The organism is Pirellulaceae bacterium, from assembly GCA_029243025.1.
GTDB lineage: Bacteria > Planctomycetota > Planctomycetia > Pirellulales > Pirellulaceae.
Map to the genome: position 1 here is coordinate 112,963 of JAQWSU010000030.1, position 19,414 is coordinate 132,376.

Sequence of the window (19,414 nt, forward strand, 5' to 3'; positions counted from 1 at the left end):
AAAAGGATGCAACATGAAGAGATCAGTCAATGGGCGAATGGTTCAGACGCTTGGTCTATTTTTCTTGTTCACTTTTTCCGCTTTTTGTTTTGCGGATGAGCGACCTAACATCTTATTCATTATGTCGGATGACCATGCCTTCCAAGCGTTGGGATGTTATGGAAGTCGGGTCAACGAGACGCCCAACCTTGATCGAATCGCGAATGAGGGCATGCGGTTTGATCGCTGCTTCGTCACCAATTCGATTTGCGGGCCGGCTCGGGCAACGATCTTAACCGGAAAGTATAGCCACTTGAACGGTTTCGCGCGCAATGGCAACCGGTTTGACGGGTCTCAGCAAACAGTTGCCAAACTCTTGCGCCAGGCCGGATACGAAACGGCCGTTGTCGGCAAATGGCATCTCCGCACCGAACCCACTGGCTTTGATTACTGGAACGTCTTGATCGGTCAAGGACCGTACTACAACCCACCGATGAAAACAGCGACGAATGATGGACCGTCGCAGGTCATCAAGCATACGGGTTACACGACCGATCTGATCACCGATTTCGCCTTAGAGTGGTTGCAGGGTCGCGAGACTGACAAGCCATTTTTTTTGATGTATCAACACAAGGCACCTCATCGTAATTGGCAGCCCGGCCCGAAGTATCTAACAAAATACGATGATGTGACCATACCCGAGCCTGCTACGCTTTACGATGACTACTCAGGGCGAGCTTCACCGGCGAGCCAGCAAACGATGACGATTCAGCGACACTTGTCGCCGAATGATTTGAAGTTAGTGCCACAACGAGGTTTGAATGCGGAACAAACGGCAGCTTGGAATGAGGCCTACGGTCCGAAAAATCGTGCTTTTGAGGCAGCCGATTTGCAAGGCAAGCAGTTGATGCAATGGAAATACCAACGCTATGTCAAAGACTATCTGCGCTGTGTGGCCTCCGTCGATGAAAATGTCGGACGAATGCTCGATTACCTCGATCAATCAGGTCTCGCTGATAACACGATTGTGATTTACACGTCGGATCAAGGTTGGTATCTGGGTGAGCACGGTTGGTATGACAAGCGGTGGATGTACGAGGAGTCATTTCGTACGCCGCTGATGGTGCGTTGGCCAAATAAGATTCAGCCCGGCTCCGTGAACGAAGATATGGTGATGAATTTGGATTTTGCCGAAACGTTTTTGGAGGCGGCCGGAGAATCGATTCCCGAGGATATGCAGGGACGCAGTTTATTGCCGATTTTAGCAGGTGCGACTCCCAGCGATTGGCGGCAGTCGGTTTACTACCACTACTACGAATTTCCGGGTGCTCATTCCGTGCGACGTCACTACGGAGTGCGGACAGATCGCCACAAACTAATCCATTACTATCACGTGGGCGAGTGGGAGCTCTTTGATCTCCAAGAAGATCCCCAGGAACTGCGTAGCGTTTACCTGAATCCAGAATATGCGAGCGTTAAAGCGGGGCTGCAGAAAGAACTAGACCGCCTGCGAAGCAAATACCAGGACGACGGGAAGATTCGCGGAAAAGTGGATCCGCCGCCGAAACCGCGGAAGGCTCGTAAGTAGCTTGAGCTGCTTAGGAGCTGTTGCTCTGTAGATTGCCGGCGCGAAATGCGTCGGCCATCGCTTGCGGAACTTCTGCCTCCGCTAACACAAGACCCGCTTGGTTCTCTGCCACCTTCGCCTTCATCTCCTGTTCGAAGGCGACTGCTTCGGCTCGTCGTTGCTCCGCTTCCGCTCGTGCAACACGCGTGTCCGCTTCCGCTTGGTCTGCCTGTAGCCGAGCACCGATGTTTTCCCCCACATCAATGTCTGCGATGTCGATCGATACGATCTCAAATGCGGTGTGAGCATCCAGACCTCGATCGAGTACCGCTCGCGATATGCGATCAGGATTCTCCAGCACCTCTAAGTGGGTCGCCGAGGATCCGATCGAAGAAATGATGCTCTCGCCCACACGTGCAATAATCGTTTCTTCCGTTGCACCACCGATGAGCTGTTCCAAGTTTGTTCGCACCGTAACGCGAGCGCGAATTCGCAATTCCACACCGTTCTTGGCGATGGCGCTCAAGGTCGTTTTTCCGCTACGCTCCGGGTCCGGGCAGTCGATTACTTTGGGATGCACACTGGTGCGAACCGCATCTAAAACGTCGCGTCCGGCTAAGTCGATGGCAGCGGCGCGGTCGAAATCCAAATCAATGCCAGCGCGGTGTGCCGCGATGATGGCGTTAATGACGCCCATGATGTTTCCGCCAGCGAGGTAGTGAGCTTCCAGACGCGGTGTCGAGATACCATCGGTGCGGTCAATGTCCAAACCGGCTTGGGATGCCATCACCTTGGCGGTGACCATCGTTCGAGGAGCAACCTGGCGGAAAGTCATTCCGATCAGGCTGCTGAGCGAAATGTCGGCACCGGACATGTAGGCCTGGAACCAAAGCTTGCCGTAAGATGTAAAAACTATGAACACGATCAGACCCAGGATTCCCAGCCCGATCCCCCAATACAAAGCGGCACCAAGTATTACGCTTGAGGCAACGAAGTCTTGTGCCAGATGATCAAACATCTTGATTCCTTTTGCTCGCTTTTCGACACCAGTAAGTCATGCAAACATCATAGCGGCAAGCACAACGGAAGGGTATTGATCCCCTGCAAGTTTTGCTCCCTGCCCGGCAGATGACGGCCGTTAAACAATCCAACCTCCGCCCAAAACACGGTTGCCATCGTAGCAAACAACCGCTTGTCCGGGAGCTACGCCGAAGCACGGGGCGTCGAATTCAACCCGAAAATGGGCGTCGTCGATCGGAATTAACTCGGCCGCCTGGGCTCGACTATTGTACCTGATTTGAGCTTCACAACGCTGCCGTTGCTGCGGGATCGGCTGGCAGAGCCAATTTGCCTGTTGGGCTTCGAGCGACTGACGAGCCAGTTCTTCGTGTCTCCCAATGACGACCCGACGACTTTCCGGCTCGATCGAAACCACGAAGTAGGGCTCTCCCATCGCGACGCCAAGTCCCTTGCGTTGGCCGATTGTGAAGCGTTCAATTCCGTCGTGTTGACCGACTGTTTTACCGTCGGTGGTGACGATTTCACCCGCTTGGGCGGCTGTCGGGTCGCGCTGCCTGACGAAATCGGCGTGGTGGCCGGACGTCACAAAGCAAATCTCTTGGCTATCTCGCTTGTCAGCGACACGCATTCCCAGTTGGCCAGCGAGTTCCCGGATTTCAGTTTTTTGGTAGCCACCGACCGGTAGCAGCATTCTTTTCAAGCGGTCACGGCGGACCCCGAACAAGACGTAGGATTGATCCTTGCTGGGGTCCAGTCCCCGCAGGAGACGAGGAAAGCCGGTCGCATCCAGATCTGCCAGCCGGGCGTAGTGGCCAGTGGCCACAAAATCCGCACCCACGCTGTCAGCGTAGTCAAAAAGTTTGCCAAACTTCAACCAGTTATTGCACATGACGCAGGGATTGGGCGTGCGTCCCGAGACATATTCATCGACAAAATAGTCCATGATCTTGTCAAAGTCGTTTTGCAGATTCAAGGCATAGAAGGCGATCCCCAGTCGATCAGCGATTCGGCGGGCATCGAGCGCATCGGCCGCCGTGCAGCAGCCTTGTTTGTGATCCATGCGTTGGTTCACGACCGGCAGCAGCTTCGAGGGCGAGGTTTCTGCTGAACAGGCGAGCGGTTCTTCGCCGTGCCGCATAAAAACTCCGATCACCTCATGCCCCTGCTGCAGCAGCAGATGCGCCGCTACGCTGCTGTCAACGCCGCCCGACATGGCAAGTACCACTCGCTTCACCTTTTTCACTCCCCGTTATTTTTCTAATTCTTCTTTAACGTCTGTGGACTCAATCGATTGTTGATGATGCGAACGTCGAATGACCAAACGGCCTCCGACAAATTCTAGTGCAAGAACGGTTTGCAGCAATGGAAATAGCTCCGCCGGCGGCTTGGCCCTGCATCTCAACAGCAGTTGGATTAGCCTCTTCGTCCGCACAGGCTCTCATTTTTGTGCGAATCGACTTGGGGCCCTTGCAGTTGTCTTTGCTGGTCTTATATTACCTAGATCGCCTGATGGGAATAGCTTTCCAGGCGGTTTCAACGCCTATGTTTTGTATTTTCTGACGCTCTAGGAAGGGGGTGAACACTCATGAATCGTGTTGTACTACTCGGCAGTTTGGTATTCTTCGCCGCAACCCAAGGTCTTGTTCGTGCTGACTGCTCATGCGGTTACGAACATCAACCGTCAGCTGATTGCGCATCGGTGGCGACTGGCTGCGGCACTGTGGCAAAAACAATTATGGTCCCGTCCTGGGTCACCGATACGAAAATGGTAACTTGCACCGAGTATCGTCCGGAGAAGCGGGAGCGAAAAGTTACGACCTACAAAATGGTGCCGGAACAGAAGGAAGTCACGAGAAAGTGTATCGTGATGACTCCTGAGCAGCACACGCGGACGGTCAATTACACTGTCTGTGTTCCGACGACCCGCAAGGTGACGAAGCAGTACAAGGTTCAAGTACCTTACTGGAAAGAAGTCACTCGGGATTGCACAGTGCGCGTTCCGATTTGGAAAGAGGTGAAGGAAGAGTACACGGTCCGTGTACCGGTGATGACCGAAGTCCAAGAGACTTATACCGTGAATGTGCCGAAAAAGCGGACTGTTAGTCGTGAGGTGCAAGTCCGAGTTCCTGTTAAAAAGCAGGTTGCTCAGACCTACACCGCTTGTGTTCCCGTGACGGAACAAAAAGAAGTCACCTATGAGGTTTGTACGCCTGTCAAGAGTTTCCGAGAGGAGTCATGCCAGGTCATGGTGCCGGTGACTGAGGAGCAAGAACAAAGCTACTGTGTTCGCGTTCCAATCAAGACAGAACGAGAGGAAACCTACACGGTTCGCGTGCCCGTTCATTCGACTCGTGAAGTGAAGTGCACGGTCATGGTTCCTCATCAAGAGGAAAAGCAATGCACGCGAACCGTCTGCAAAATGGTTCCGGTCCAAAAGACCTGCACTGTGACGGTGGATCGTGGGCATTGGGAAACTCAAGTTGCCAAAGCCCATCAGTCGTCTTCGGCGTGTAATGACTGCAAGCCTTGCTCCAAGAAGGTCTGGGTGGCAAAGCCGGTTAAGGAAGAGCGGACTTACACGACTTACGAACGGCAGGTTGAGAAAGTTCCTTACACGCGGACAGTCACCGTTTGCCGACCTGAGACCCAAACGCGTACCGTGAAGGTGGTCAACTACGAGTGTCAGACAAAGACCCGCAAGGTGCCGTGCACGGAATGGAAGACGGAGACCCACACACGTAAGGTTCCGGTGACACGCATGGTTGCACAAACCAAAACGCGTAAAGTTCCGGTCGTGACTTACAAGACCGAAAAGAAAACGAAGACCGTTCCGGTGACCCGGATGGTCAATGAAACCAAAACACGGATGGTCAACGTGTGTGAGTGGGAAACGCAAACCAAGACGGTCAACCAGACGGTCGTGGAATGTGTGGCTGAGCAAAAGACTCGAACTCGTAAGGTTTGCAAATATCAGCCGGAGACCCGCACCAGAACCCGTAAGGTTTGCGAATGGAAGACGGAAACTCGGAAAAAGGTGGATCGTGTCCGTGCCTGTCGTACGGAAGTTCGCGAAAAAACCTACGACGTGACCGACTACAAGAAGGAAACGCGAACTAAGGAAGTCACTTGCACGAAGATGGTTCCGAAGACGGAAATGAGAACGCATACCGTCACGGTCAACAAGTGTGTTCCTGTCGAAACGACCAGGGAAGTCACGGTGATGGTCCCGCATCAGGTGCAAAAGGAAGTTCCCGTGCGACGATGTGTGATGGTTCCAAAGACCATCCACGTTCGAGCCCGACCCTGCAATACGGGTTGCTCGTCATGCTGCAACTAAGTTGATGAGTGAAATTCGAAAACGACCCGAGACGAGTCCTCTTGGCGGAGGACTCGTCTTTTTTTGCGAAAATTACACCGGTCGTTGGCTGAATCCTCTGAGAGGGGGATCTTCGCGGTCACCCCAGGAATCGTTATACTCAACGACACCCGTTTGCTCACCTTGGGCCAGTTCGCTGCTTCTGACTTTAGCGTAGCGTCGTTGCGAGGCCCGAGCGGGTGGTCGATGTTTCTGGAATATCTCTCCCGGAACTGTTCGTCCCACGTTTTGACTAGTCATGGAAAGTGTGATTGGCGGAGTTTAACCATGGATCGAGAAATTCATCACCGCATCGACCAAATTCGGCAACAGATTGTCCAGTTGCGAGACGGTCTTTGACTTGGATCAAAATGTTGAAAAAATCAAGGGAATCGAAGCTCGAATGTCCGAAGCTGGTTTCTGGGATGACCAAGAAGCGGCTCAACAACACGTAGGCGACTTGAAGTCGCTGAAAGCGCTCGTTACGCCGTTGACCGAGGCGATCGGTACTGCGGAAGATCTAGTGGCCATGGCCGAAATGGCCGAAGAAGATTCGTCTTTTGAGTCGGAGGTGATTGCGGAAGTCGACCGACTAGAGACCGAAGTTGAGGCGCTGCAACTCAAGACGCTGCTCAGCGGAACGCACGATGGGAGTGGGGCTATATTGACCATCAACGCGCGCGATGGCGGAACCGATGCGAATGATTGGGCCGACATGCTGCTGAGGATGTATGCACAATGGGCGCAAAAAAATGGGTATTCCGTTGCCCTGATCGACCGGAATGATAATGATGAGGCCGGCATTAATAGCGCCTCGGTTGCAGTTCGTGGTCCGATGGCTTACGGCTATCTGAAGGGCGAGACGGGTTTGCATCGTTTGGTGCGAATTAGTCCTTTTAATTCGGAAGGAAAGCGGCAGACGAGCTTTGCTGCTGTCGATGTTTCCCCTGAAATTGCTGATAGTGTTGAAGTCGAAATCAACGACAGCGATGTTCGCGAAGATACTTATCGGGCAAGTGGTGCCGGTGGACAGCATGTCAATAAGACGGATAGTGCAATCCGCTTGACTCACATGCCGTCAGGTATTGTCGCTCAGTGCCAGAATGAACGAAGCCAACATAAGAATCGTGCGTCAGCCTGGAAAATGTTGCGGTCTCGGTTGGCACGTGTGGAAGAAGAAAAACGCGAAGCAGAGTCGGCTCAAAAATATAAGGATCAGGCTCGTGTCGGATTTGGATCCCAGATTCGAAACTATTTCTTGCATCCCGATCAACGTGTCAAAGACGCTCGCACAGGGCATTCAGTTGGGAATTTCCACCACGTCTTGGATGGTAATATTCAATCATTTCTCGAATCTTACATGCGATGGCGGGTGAAAGAGGACTGAGATTTCGACGTTGAGCAATCGATGGTAGAGCTGGTTGCGTGGTGAAAAGGTAGCTTTCGACCACTGACGCGGAAATGATGGTTGCTCATGTAAGCCGTATTGCGTGATGGTCTCTTCGACATGTTGTCCACAAAGGATGCCTTGTGAATCAGTCGCTATGGATACCCTACCCATCTTGTCCCGTTGGGGTTCAATTTGATTCGGTACGGGAACGTCACAGCCATCAACTGTTGATGCGTCACGATTCCGATGTGCTGGAAATGGCCCAATCGATCGAAGGAGCGGGCGACGAAGCTTGGCCCGATAGCCCCGTTTTCCAGCAAGTCGAGCCTTGCGAATTGGGAGAGGGTCGCCAAGGCATCGTTGCCGTGGGCTTGGGGGGGACGAGCCACTGGTCGATGGCGATTGACGGCGACTTGGCCGTTGGCTTGAAATTCGATGTGGCTTGTCGCGTGAGTGAATCCCCCTCTTTTTTGGGGTCCAGTTACCGCATGCGCCAGCCGATCAACACGATTAACGATTCTCGCGTGGAATGGAATTCTTCGGTGAATTCGGGGGGGCGAGTGGCTCTTGAGCTCCTTCAGGGCAGCCTGACCGTTACCGAGAACAATCGGCGACTCGTGATCCTGGCCGATCCGGTTGCGACTGGCTTTCCAGCGACGATTCGCTGGGGCTATCGGCTCTTTTTCGTTGGAAATCTGGCTTCTGCCTGAGTTGGATGGGCGGTGTGCGATCTCTGCTGTCGTCGTTTGGTGGTTATTGCGTGGGGAAGGTCGGGCTGATTCTGGCCGACTCCGAACGATTTGGCCAAAATCTGCTGCCAGTTCAGTCGGTTGCCCGCTTGATTTCAAACGGCTGTTCTTGGAAACTTAGGGGTTCCACGTCTGCCGGCCAAGCAAGGAAATGATCCCCGATGGTTTTCCAAGAAATCGATAAGTTAAAGAAAGACTACACCGACAAATACGTGGTCGTTGACGATCATCGTCCCGAGCTCAAACGGTTCCAAGGGATGACTGGTTTGATCAAGACTGTCAACATGAACGGTCGCGCGTTGGTCGAATTTGATGCTTACCAAAATATTGGTTGGTTCGACATCGAGCTGGATTTTCTGAAAGTCGTCGACAAGCCGGCTCCCGAGGAAAAAGAGGAAAAAGCGGCCAAGAAACCGGCAGCCAAGAAACCGGCAGCCGAGAAACCGGCAGCCGAGAAACCGGCGGGCAAGCCGGAGAAAAAAGCGGATGCGGGTATGTCAGTAGCCGACATCCTTTCCGCGGCACGCGGTGGCGAAGCGTCCAAGCCGAAGGCGGCCGCGAGCACGGACGATATTTTGGCTGCTGCTCGAGGTGAAGCCAAGCCCGCCGCCGAGAAGGCCAAGCCCGCGGATGGCTCCAATCTGTCGGTCGAGGATATCTTGGCCGCCGCTCGAGGTGGAGGAGCGGCTTCCGCTCCTGCGGAAGCGACAGCGGAGCAATCAGCGACGGAAGTCGAGGCTGTGGAAGAAGAAGCGGTTGCTGAAGACGCCGTCGAGGAGGCCGCTGCCGAACCGGCAAAGTCGGCCTCAGGGCCGCTGCCTACCGACATTGATGAGATTGTCGCGTTTTGTCGAGAACGGGACGGCTAATTGCCCCGGATCGGGCTGTCATGGCTTCGATCGAAAAAGCTGAAATATTCGGTCGTTTATTGCTTCTCCTAGTTGCATTCTGTCAGTTTTCCCCAAACAATTTAAAAAGTCCCGATTGGCTGTCGCGGAGTTTGGTTTGCTCTGCGACCGCAGGCTGGAGTGCGACGCCTCCATCATCGAATTGGGCAACCCCACCCGCATTGCCCCAAGATTTCCCACCTAGAATCGTTTCGCGATTGACCCGTTGCACATCGTCACCCCAGCGATTGTCCGTTTGCAGAGGAATGAAGTGTTGATGCAGTCGAGGCTGACACTGGTTGTCGTTTTGCCATTTATGGTTCTGGTGACTTCAGGACTTCATGCAGCCACACCGTTGATTGCTCCGAAGTCGGCCGACTGGAAGTATCGGGATCAAGGGCTCGAGCGGGACCAGAGTAACTGGCGGACCGCGGCGTATGAAGACAGTGAATGGCGTGAAGGTCAAGCTCTGTTGGGCTATGGCGATCGGGACATTCGCACAGAACTGTCGTTTGGTGGCAATCCGCAAAACAAAAGGCGAGTTGCTTTTTTCCGGCGTCGATTTTTTTCAGCCCGGAAACATCGGCAGTATCTCGGTCGAATTTGCTGCGATGACGGTGCGGTTGTCTATCTCAATGGAAAAGAAGTCCAGCGTTTCAATATGCCGGGTGGGGTGATTACCGAGCATACCCAAGCGCTGACTGCTGTTGGGTCAGACGCAGTGGAGGAGCGACAGTTGCGTCCCTTCTTAATTGAAGAGCAATTGATTCAAGACGGCGAAAACCTGATCGCAGTGAGTGTTCATCAAGCGAACCCCACTAGCAGTGATTTGGCTTTTGATCTGGAACTGGTTGGGTTGGATGCGAAGGGTGAGATTCAACAGGCCGAATCTGAAGTCGCGGCTCATGCCCAGTCAGAACGAATGCGTGAAGCAAATGTGGGAGTGAATCCGGTCTTCCATCTCAAGGTCAAGCCACGTTAAAACTGGCGATCGATCTACTTGACGTTGAGCATTCGTTCCAGTGCGACCAGCGACCAACGACTGGTCTCTTCGTCAACTTTGATGCTGTTAACGGGCGTCCCAGAGTGCAGATTTTCCAGGCTCCAGCAGAGATGAGCCAGGTCGATCCGATACATCGTGGCGCACATGCAGACGACGGGTGAAAGAAAGTGGATTTCTTGTTCGGGGTGTTCGGCCTTGAGCCGATTCACCAAGTGGAGTTCGGTTCCGATGGCCCACCGTGTGCCGGCTGCTGCCGCTTTTACCGACTCGATGATCTTACCGGTCGAGCCTGAGATATCGGCAAGATCGTTGACTTCTTGCGGGCACTCGGGATGTACTAGGATTTGGATGTCTGAGTATTTATCACGAAATTGGTGCACATGCTCGGCGCGAAACATTTGATGAACGCTGCAGTGCCCTTTCCAGAGGATAACCCGACTGGTTTGAATCGAGGATGGAGTGTTTCCGCCGTATTCATCATGGTACGGATCCCAGACTGGCATTTGATCGTTGCTGATCCCCATCTTTAAAGAGGTGTTTCTGCCAAGGTGTTGATCCGGGAAAAATAAGACCCGATCACCTCGGTCAAAAGCCCACTCCAAGACGGCTGCCGCATTACTTGAGGTACATACAATGCCACCGTTGCGACCGCAAAACGACTTCAAGCTGGCCGCCGAATTGATGTAGGTCACTGGGATTACCCGCGAGGTGTCGATCAATTCTCCCATGTCTTCCCAAGCTGTTTCGACTTGTTCGATGGCAGCCATGTCCGCCATTGAGCAACCTGCAGCCATGTCGGGGAGAATGACGGTGACACGCTCTTGGTTGCGTTCCATCAGTTTCTCGGGGCGATTGGCCAGAATGTCAGCTGTCTCGGCCATAAAGTGAACGCCGCAAAAGACGATCGAACGGCAATCAGTACTGGAGGCTGCCAGTTGGCTGAGCTGGTAACTGTCGCCCCGCAAGTCGCTGTGCTTGATCACCTCATCCTGTTGGTAATGATGTCCCAAGATCAACAACTCTGACCCGAGTTGTTTGCGGACCTTCTCGATTCGCGCCGATAATTCGGTGTTATCGAGCGATTTGAAAGGTGGTAATTCAAAAGAAGATGCTTGATCTACGGTCGTATTCATGCATGCCTTCCCCGCGTAGTAAAACGTCTGTCCAGACTGATTATACAAGAGCCATCGATTGTCGACAGGCACTGTTTCAAGATCTGTCGCTTGACGCTCGATCTGCGCGAACACATCCTGATCAATTTAACCAGGTGTGTTATGCTGATGTTGGGCATCTGGCAAGTTAAGGCTGCAAGCTAAGTTGGATTAATGATACTTCTACTCGATAATTACGATTCATTCACCTACAACCTCGTTCAGAGGTTTGGGGAACTTGACCCTTCGCTCGAACTGCAGGTTTATCGTAACGATCAAATCTCAGTGGATGAAATCGCTGCAAAACGGCCGACACATTTGATCATCTCGCCGGGGCCGTGCACGCCCGATCAGGCAGGGATCAGCGTTGACTGCGTTTCGCATTTCGCCGGTAAGCTGCCGATCTTGGGTGTTTGTTTGGGCCATCAATCGATCGGGCAAGCGACGGGTGGTGTGGTTAGTCGAGCGAAGCGATTAATGCATGGGAAGACGGATCAGATTCATCATGACGGTAAAGGTTTGTTTCGGGGATTACCGAATCCTTTCGTAGCAACTCGTTATCACAGCCTGATTGTCGAACCCCAAACGATCAGTGATCAATTTGAGATTTCGGCATGGTCCGACGCGCCAGACGGAACACGAGAGGTCATGGGGATTCGGCACACGGAGTATCCGTTGATTGGCTGGCAGTTTCATCCGGAGAGTTTTCTGACGGAGTGCGGACCGGAAATGTTGCAAAACTTTCTCAAAATCCAATGGCCGAACTGATTGGCATCGATGCGGCACGTGATTTGATTCGATCACGGGTCTGCCAGAACAAAGAGATTCGCGTGTCGCTGACCGATGCGATTGGCAATGTTCTTGCAGAAGATGTCGTGAGCGATACGGATTCTCCTCCGTACGACAAAGCGCTGATGGATGGATATGCAGTTCGGTCTAACGATATCGTGGGCCCGTCGGTTTGCCTTCGTGTGTTGGAGGAAGTGACTGCTGGAAATCTGCCCCAGCATCGGATTGTGCCCGGTACGGCGACTCGTATCATGACGGGTGCGCCATTACCCGACGGGGCGGACGCAGTCGTGATGGTGGAAAAGACATTGTCGGGTGCTGATCCGTCGAGGGTCGAAATACGTGTGGATACGATCAGTCCGGAGACGGCTGTCATGCGACAGGCTGCCTGCTTGCGTCGAGGACAGGCGGTGGTCACGCGCGGATGTCGTCTGAGTGCTGTCGAGGTGGGACTGTTGGCGGAGGTAGGTCGTGATTCCGTCAATGTCGTCCGGAAACCGCAGGTTGCGTTGGTGCAGACTGGTGACGAGCTGGTGTTGGCAGGTCAGGCGCTGCTGCCAGGGCAGATTCGCAATAGCAATGGGCCAATGCTGCGAGCTTTCGTCGAGCAAGCCGGAGCCCAGCCAGACGATTGTGGGATTGCTCGAGATAATGAAGCATCACTGTCAGCCGCCGTTAAGCAGGGGCTCGGCTCCGATATTTTGCTTTTGTCCGGGGGAGTATCTGCCGGTGTGCTCGATCTTGTCCCGCAGGTGCTTGAGCAAGCGGGTGTCGAGCAAGTATTCCACAAAGTGAATATTCGTCCCGGAAAACCCATCTGGTTCGGAGTTGTAGAAGCAGATGGCGAGCGTTGTTTGGTTTTCGGCTTGCCAGGCAACCCGGTCAGTAGTCTCGTTTGTTTTTGTGTGTTTGTTGCGCCGGCAATCGCCGCCTGTGCTGGGCATCAATTTCCTGATTCTGGCGATCCGAAAAGGCTCGCTCAGTCATTTGAATTGCGAGGTGCTCGACCTACCTATTGGCCCGCTCGGAGCCAGCCTGATGGATCGGTCATGCCATTGGATTGGCAAGGATCTGCCGATTTATATGCCATGATGCAAGCCGATTGTTTGTTGTTTTTTCCGCAAGGAAATCATCGGTACGCGGTCGACGAATTGGTCGAAGTACTGCCGCTACGCTAATCGCTCTTGACGTCAAATCGACTGGCGAATCTAACAGGGCTCCAAGCAGGTCGATGATCGATTGATAATGTTGGCTCAGCGATGAGGACACCGTTGACACGTTCACCGCAAAAATCGCGAAATCCCTCCAGTGATGATAAGGCGACTTGCGTGAGCCCATCCACTTCGACTGAGCGGTTGAGATTGATGGGGTTGCTTGCCATCGGTTCCGCACTGATGGCCTGGATGGCATTTCCACCATGGGCCTTATGGCCACTTGCCTGGATCGCTCCGGTGGGCTGGATACGGATTGTGGCCTGGTCCGAATTGCCCCGTAAATATCCCTATCGCATCTTGTACGCAATTGCGTTTCTGCAATGGGTGGTGATGATTCAATGGGTCCGTTTGCCACATTGGACTGCCGGTATCGGCATGTGTTTCTTGGCTGCTTATCTCGCTATCTATGTTCCGCTGTTCATCGGTGTCGCTCGGATCATGGTGCATCGATGGCGCTGGTCGCTGCTGCTGGTGGCTCCGATTGCCTGGACGGGTTTAGAAGTCGCTCGTGGATACCTGTTCACAGGATTCGCTCTGATGCTCTTGGGCCATACGCAAGTCTCTGTGCTGCCCGTCTTACAGATCGCTGACTTATTTGGCGCTTATGGTGTCAGCTTTTTGATTGTGCTGGTAAGTGCGTGTTTTGAGCGATTATTGCCAATGCGAGGGCGTGAATCATCGATCGCGGTTCCTGTGTTGGTGGCTTTCGTTGCGCTTGCCGCCACGCTGGTGTATGGTGGGATGCGATTGAGCGTCGATTCGTCCGACGGTGAGCAACTCAAGGTCGCGTTGATCCAAGGTTCTTTTGATACCCAGTTCGACGGGGACTATCAACGAAATGTCAAAGCCTTTCAAGACTATGTACGCCTGACTCAAAAGGCCGTCGCCGATCAATCGGATTATGATCTTGTGATTTGGCCGGAGTCGATGTTCACCGCAAACGAGCCGATGGTGACCTACGATGTGCCTCTCCAGCCAATACCCGAGTGGGATCAGTCGTTGCAGGAACTTCAGCAACGTGTCGATCAAATGGCCGAACGAACTCGTGATAAAGCACGTTGGATTGCCAGCGAGGCGAATGCTCCGCTGATCGTCGGAGGGTCATGGGAACATCTTCAAGACGGAACGCACAGTCGCTACAACGCCGCCATGTTGATTGAGAAGAACGGAGAACTGACCGATCGTTATTTCAAAATGCATCCCGTCATGTTTGGCGAGTATTTACCATTGGGCGGCTGGATCCCCTCGCTCTATCAACTCAGCCCAATGGGCCAGGGGCTGACGGCTGGCCTGCATCCTAAATCATTTGACATTGATGGGGTCAGGATTGCCCCGAGCATCTGCTTTGAAAATACCGTCCCTCATCTGATGCGACGGCAGATCAAAACGCTCGCCCAGGCCGGCCAAGATCCGGATGTGCTGGTGACGATTACCAACGATGGCTGGTTTTGGGGGTCCAGTGCACTGGATGTTCATTTGGCTTGTGCTGTTTTTCGAGCGATTGAGTTGCGACGTCCCTTGTTAATTGCAGCTAATACGGGGTTTTCCGCCCATATCGATGCCGATGGTCGACTGGCTGCCAAAGGGCCCCGCCGAGAAGAGGCCATTCTTTCCACGACTGTGAATCGTTCTCACTTGGAAAGTCCCTATTTGTTAGTCGGTGATTTGTTTCCCGGACTCTGTCTGCTGATCGTTGTCGTCGCATTCGGCGCAGAGGGCTGGAATCGAGTTAAGCGACCGAAACACTTGCCGCCGAAGTCGGTTTCCGCCAGCTGATAGAACTTCCTTCGCCAAGCTTTTTCGTAACGACTGCCAACCGGTTAAATGCCGCTATTGGCCCTGTTTTACCGGTTTTCTTTGCATAACCGGAGGTGAATAACGTTGCCCTGGTTGCCCAATCCTCCTGGTTTCGTTGACAGTGCGAATTTGGCCTGATTATACTGGGGTCTTTCAAGCGTATCTCTCGTGCTCGCCAAAGGTTGGGAGCTCCTTTTCGCCATTCGTGCAACCCAACGAGCAACTCGATGATCGGTCCTTGCCGAGTGATCGTGTCGAACAGAGTCAGAGGAACGAGGAATGAATTTAGTCGGAAAGATTTTTACCGTACTGATCTTGGTGATGAGCATTTTGTTCATGGCGTTTGCCATCTCGGTTTACGCCACTCATCGCAATTGGAAAAACCTTGCCAATACTACCAAGGCGGATGTGGTCAGTCTCAATGCTGAGAATGACCAGCTTCGGTCTGAAATTGAAAAGTCGCAAAACCAAATGTCGCATGAAAAGGCGGCGCGAAGGTTTGCTTTGGGGCGTCTTGAAACTCGTCTGCAAGAAAAGTCAGATCAGGCCAGCGAGCTGAATCGGAAGGGCAACGAACTGTTAGCTCAGCAGCGGAATGCAATTGATGCGGTCAACAGTGCACAGCGACAGCTTGATCAACTCAATCAGCAAGTGGCTGGTTTGCAGCAAGAGATTTTGACTTCCCAGCAAGAGCGAGACGTATCCTTTGAGCAAGTCCGTGAATTGACGGACCAAATTCACGAAGCGAAAGGTATTCGCAATGTGCTGGATCAGCGGTTGCAGCAACTGACCCAGGACTACACCAAGGCGACGACTGTTTTGAAGGCAAACGATCTGACAATTAGCAGTCCGGTCGACAATATTCCACCCGCTGTGGAAGGCGAAGTTGTCAAAGTGGTTGGCAACAGCATCGAAGTCTCGGTGGGTGAGCATGATGGAATTAAACAGGGGCACACGATCGTAGTATCGCGACGTGACAAGTATCTGGGACGAGCGGAGATTACTCGGGTGGGACCAGATCGAGCCGTGGGACGTATCCGGTATCGCAACGCACCGATTCAAGAGGGCGATCGTGTTCAAACGAAAGTCGAAGTCCGCTAAGCCAGCGAAAGCGGCAAAGCCAAAAAAAGAGAAGAAATCAAGGAAGAAGAAGGAAAAGCCGGCTAAAAGGGCAGGGGCCGCAAGTGCCGTCGCATTGAAGAAGCATCCAACCGACATTTATACGGTGATGCTAATCATCTCTTTTGCGGCCGTGCTGATCGCCTGCATTTTGCTGATTGTGGAACTGAACACCTATGGAGCTTATCCGTGGTGGAAGGCGAACTAGTCGCAAAGCGACTAGTGGACGTCGCTTGGGTGATTGAGGGGATCCTCGTCACCGGGTAAAAGGGTTGCTGAAGTCTAATAACCACGCGCAACCTGATGTTTCTGAGGCACTTACAACGACCTGCGGTGGTTGTCTCTGTTCGCCCGATTTGGTAAAATTCGGGCTTGGTTTGAAGCCTCTGAAGTGACCCGTACAACTTCTGTACGTGACGCCTCGGCTGCTCGGATAATCGGCAGCAAAATCAGTAGATCTAGCGTCCCAAGGCCTCTTAATTCGGATTCTTGGACGTTTGGCGAAAGGATTGCAAGTTGGCATCTGACCCTCGCGAACCGGACGATGCGGGTGAGCCCGTTGATGGTGGTGGTGATGACGGTGGTGATGACGGTGGAAATGGGACGGGCGATGGAGAAGGTCGCCTCCTGGATCTGCCGATTGAGGATGAGCTGAAGGAGAGCTATCTGACGTATGCGATGAGTGTCATCGTCAGCCGAGCTTTGCCGGACGCGCGCGACGGCCTTAAGCCGTCGCAGCGTCGAATTCTGGTCGCGATGAATGATCTGAACCTGGGGCCAGCTTCTGGTCGTGTAAAGTGTGCGAAGATCTCGGGCGACACGAGTGGTAACTATCATCCGCATGGCGAAAGCGTAATTTACCCCACATTGGTTCGGATGGCCCAAGAGTGGAACATGCGATATCCGCTGGTGGACAAGCAAGGTAATTTTGGATCGATCGCCGGTTTGCCTCCCGCTGCAATGCGATATACCGAAGCTCGTCTGTCGCAGATTTCGTCACAAATGCTTGACGATCTCAAGCTCGATACGGTCGACTATGTTCCGACCTACGACGAGCGTCGGTCCGAACCGACGGTGCTTCCCGCTCGTTTTCCGAACTTGTTGGTCAATGGTTCGAGCGGCATTGCTGTGGGCATGGCAACCTCCATACCGCCCCACAACTTGGGTGAGGTCTGCGACGCATTGATCAAAGTAATCGAAGAACCCAATGTGTCGATTGATGAATTGGCAGAGATTATCCCCGGTCCTGACTTCCCGACGGGCGGGATCATTTGTGGTCGTAGCGGGATTCGTCGTGGCTACCACACGGGGCGTGGTACGATCACGGTTCGCGCGCGAGCCAAAGTCGAGGAAGTGGCCCGAAATCGATCACGCATTGTCGTTTCAGAGATTCCCTACCAGCAATTTCGAGATCGAGTTGTCGAGCGGATTGCCGGCTTAGTCAATGATGGTCGAATCCCGGGTATCTCGAGTATTCGCGATGAGAGTGATTTGAAGGAGCCGGTGCGGTTGGTGATCGATGTGAAACGCGACGCCGATGCAGAAGTAGTGCTCAATCAGCTCTATCAGTTCTCCCCGCTTCAGGACACGTTCTCGATTATTTTACTCGCGTTGGTCGATGGTAAGCCACGCTTGATGTCGATCAAGACTCTGTTGGAAGAGTTCGTACGGCATCGCGTGAACGTGATTCGACGACGGACGCAGTTCTTGCTGGTGCGAGCACGTAAACGGAAACATACGGTCGAGGGCTTATTACTAGCGCTGGCCAACATTGATGAAATTATCCGCATCATTCGTGCCTCCCGGACACAAGCAGAGGCCAAGATTGGACTCATGGGAGTTGAGTGTCCTGCTGCAATGATGCAACGCGCTTTGGGCGAAGATGGATTTCAGCGGTTCCAGGAGGAACGGGGTGCTACCGACGTTTACACGTTGACCGCGGTTCAGTCGGACGCGATTTTGCGGATGACGCTGGGACAATTGGTCAATCTTGAGCAAGAGAAATTGGGGGGTGAGCATCGAACTTTACTCGAAGAAATCGGTGACTACCTGCGGATCTTGTCTGATCAGGCGAACATTCTGGCAATCATTAAGGATGACTTGCAGGATATCCGCAAAAGGCACAGTGACGTTCGACGCACGGAGATCAGCGGTGAAGAGTTGGGTGACATCGATCTTGAAGATCTGATCACCGAAGAAACAATGGTTGTTTCGCTCAGCCACCAGGGTTACATCAAGCGGACTCCCTCTAGCGTCTATCGGGCTCAGCGAAGAGGTGGCAAGGGTCTGAAGGGTGCAAAAACAGAAGACGAAGATCCAATCGCACATTTGTTTGTGGCGAGCACGCATGCCTACTTGCTGTTCTTTACAAACAAAGGCAAGGTCTATTGGCAAAAGGTCTATGGTCTTCCGCAGCTTAGCCGCGAGAGTCGTGGGCGAGCGATTGTAAACCTGTTGAATCTTAGTGAAGGTGAGAAAATCGCGGATTGTCGTGCGGTCCGTGACTTCAATTTACCCGGCCACTTTCTGATGATGGCCACCCGTAACGGACTCATTAAAAAAACGCCTTTGGAAGCCTACAGTCGGCCGAAAAAGGGTGGCATTATTGCCGTTAAATTGCGCGAGGATGATGAGTTGGTGGATGTCGTCGTCACGAAACCGGGTGATGAAGTGGTGCTCTCAACCGATAACGGAATGGCGATACGATTCAACGAATCAGACGCTCGTTCGATGGGGCGGAACACGAGTGGTGTCAAGGGAATTAACCTCAGTAGTGATGATAAGCTCGTGGGAATGGTTGTCGCCGATCCTGAGGCGACCTTATTAACAGCCTGTCTGAATGGTTACGGAAAACGTACAAATTTTGGACCTAATTTGGTTGAGCACGACGATTCTGGAGAAGAGGATGGTTCTTCCTCGTCACGTTATCGAACGCAAAAACGTGGTGGTAAGGGAGTTCGCGATATCAAAGCCACTACCCGGAACGGCCCCGTCATTGGGATCGCACGTGTCACTGAAGATGACGAAGTTTTGATGATGACGGCCCGGGGTAAAATCCAGCGAATTCGTTGCAGCGACATCAATGTGATTGGCCGCAATACTCAGGGAGTTCGGATCATGAGCCTTGATGAGGGGGATTCTCTCACAGCGGTGGTTCGTGTTCCGAAGGAAGAAGAAGAGGCCAATTCTGAAGCGGAAAATCAGGCTCCGACCGGCGAAGGGCCAGCTGCCAGTGAGGGCTCTGACCCGCCCGAGCAAATAACGCCGGAAAACAATGAATTGATCGATGAAGCCGATGGTGCGGTTGAAAATCCGCCTGAGTCGGGTGAATCGTCCGATGATTCCACGGAAGACGAATCTTAATCTAAGCTTCCAAGACACCAATGGCCCAGGG

At 53.1% G+C, this 19,414-nt stretch carries 15 protein-coding genes; 12 read left to right on the plus strand and 3 right to left on the minus strand.

The genetic code is table 11. From position 1 onward, the window contains the following. The first annotated feature begins 13 nt into the window (after positions 1-13). The gene (locus tag P8N76_13155) at positions 14-1,567 is read left to right on the plus strand and encodes a sulfatase (GenBank protein MDG2382610.1); all 1,554 of its coding nucleotides are present in this window, start codon (positions 14-16) and stop codon (positions 1,565-1,567) included. Positions 1,568-1,577: 10 nt separating this feature from the next. Here P8N76_13155 and floA read toward each other — a convergent pair whose 3' ends face one another. Next, positions 1,578-2,564 carry a flotillin-like protein FloA gene (gene floA / locus P8N76_13160; GenBank protein ID MDG2382611.1) on the minus strand — a complete coding sequence of 329 codons (987 nt, stop codon included), beginning with the start codon at positions 2,562-2,564 and terminating at the stop codon, positions 1,578-1,580. Between the two features lie 120 nt (positions 2,565-2,684). Then, a complete protein-coding gene (mnmA, locus tag P8N76_13165) occupies positions 2,685-3,800 on the minus strand; it encodes a tRNA 2-thiouridine(34) synthase MnmA (GenBank protein MDG2382612.1) in 1,116 nt (371 codons plus the stop codon). 351 nt (positions 3,801-4,151) lie between these two features. On the opposite strand from mnmA, the gene P8N76_13170 reads away from it, so the two are divergent. The 5 genes from P8N76_13170 (at position 4,152) to P8N76_13190 (ending at position 9,929) form a co-directional block, all read left to right on the plus strand. After that, on the plus strand, positions 4,152-5,903 hold the full coding sequence (locus tag P8N76_13170; protein MDG2382613.1) for a hypothetical protein: 1,752 nt from the start codon (positions 4,152-4,154) through the stop codon (positions 5,901-5,903). Positions 5,904-6,213: 310 nt separating this feature from the next. Continuing rightward, the gene (prfB, locus tag P8N76_13175) at positions 6,214-7,308 is read left to right on the plus strand and encodes a peptide chain release factor 2 (protein MDG2382614.1); all 1,095 of its coding nucleotides are present in this window, start codon (positions 6,214-6,216) and stop codon (positions 7,306-7,308) included. Between the two features lie 143 nt (positions 7,309-7,451). Beyond that, complete coding sequence (locus tag P8N76_13180) at positions 7,452-8,021, plus strand: hypothetical protein (protein MDG2382615.1); 570 nt, start codon at positions 7,452-7,454, stop codon at positions 8,019-8,021. 200 nt (positions 8,022-8,221) lie between these two features. Next, complete coding sequence (locus tag P8N76_13185; protein MDG2382616.1) at positions 8,222-8,929, plus strand: hypothetical protein; 708 nt, start codon at positions 8,222-8,224, stop codon at positions 8,927-8,929. 295 nt (positions 8,930-9,224) lie between these two features. Beyond that, the gene (locus tag P8N76_13190) at positions 9,225-9,929 is read left to right on the plus strand and encodes a hypothetical protein (GenBank protein MDG2382617.1); all 705 of its coding nucleotides are present in this window, start codon (positions 9,225-9,227) and stop codon (positions 9,927-9,929) included. Positions 9,930-9,943: 14 nt separating this feature from the next. Here the strand turns inward: P8N76_13190 and nadA are convergent, their stop codons facing one another. Beyond that, entirely contained in the window at positions 9,944-11,083 is a 1,140-nt protein-coding gene (gene nadA, locus P8N76_13195) for a quinolinate synthase NadA (GenBank protein MDG2382618.1), read from the minus strand. Between the two features lie 192 nt (positions 11,084-11,275). On the opposite strand from nadA, the gene P8N76_13200 reads away from it, so the two are divergent. From P8N76_13200 to gyrA, 6 genes are all read left to right on the plus strand, one after another. Further along, complete coding sequence (locus P8N76_13200; GenBank protein MDG2382619.1) at positions 11,276-11,869, plus strand: aminodeoxychorismate/anthranilate synthase component II; 594 nt, start codon at positions 11,276-11,278, stop codon at positions 11,867-11,869. Next, positions 11,857-13,068: a molybdopterin molybdotransferase MoeA gene (locus P8N76_13205; protein ID MDG2382620.1), complete on the plus strand. Its 1,212-nt coding sequence runs from the start codon at positions 11,857-11,859 to the stop codon at positions 13,066-13,068. Before P8N76_13200 ends, P8N76_13205 begins: the two co-directional genes overlap by 13 nt. Positions 13,069-13,218: 150 nt before the next feature. Further along, entirely contained in the window at positions 13,219-14,880 is a 1,662-nt protein-coding gene (gene lnt, locus P8N76_13210) for an apolipoprotein N-acyltransferase (GenBank protein ID MDG2382621.1), read from the plus strand. Positions 14,881-15,180: 300 nt separating this feature from the next. Continuing rightward, on the plus strand, positions 15,181-16,002 hold the full coding sequence (locus tag P8N76_13215; GenBank protein ID MDG2382622.1) for a hypothetical protein: 822 nt from the start codon (positions 15,181-15,183) through the stop codon (positions 16,000-16,002). Next, complete coding sequence (locus P8N76_13220; GenBank protein MDG2382623.1) at positions 15,974-16,228, plus strand: hypothetical protein; 255 nt, start codon at positions 15,974-15,976, stop codon at positions 16,226-16,228. Before P8N76_13215 ends, P8N76_13220 begins: the two co-directional genes overlap by 29 nt. A 425-nt stretch (positions 16,229-16,653) precedes the next feature. Further along, positions 16,654-19,383 (plus strand): DNA gyrase subunit A, encoded by a 2,730-nt coding sequence (gene gyrA, locus P8N76_13225; protein ID MDG2382624.1) that lies wholly within the window; start codon positions 16,654-16,656, stop codon positions 19,381-19,383. The last annotated feature ends 31 nt before the right edge of the window (positions 19,384-19,414 follow it).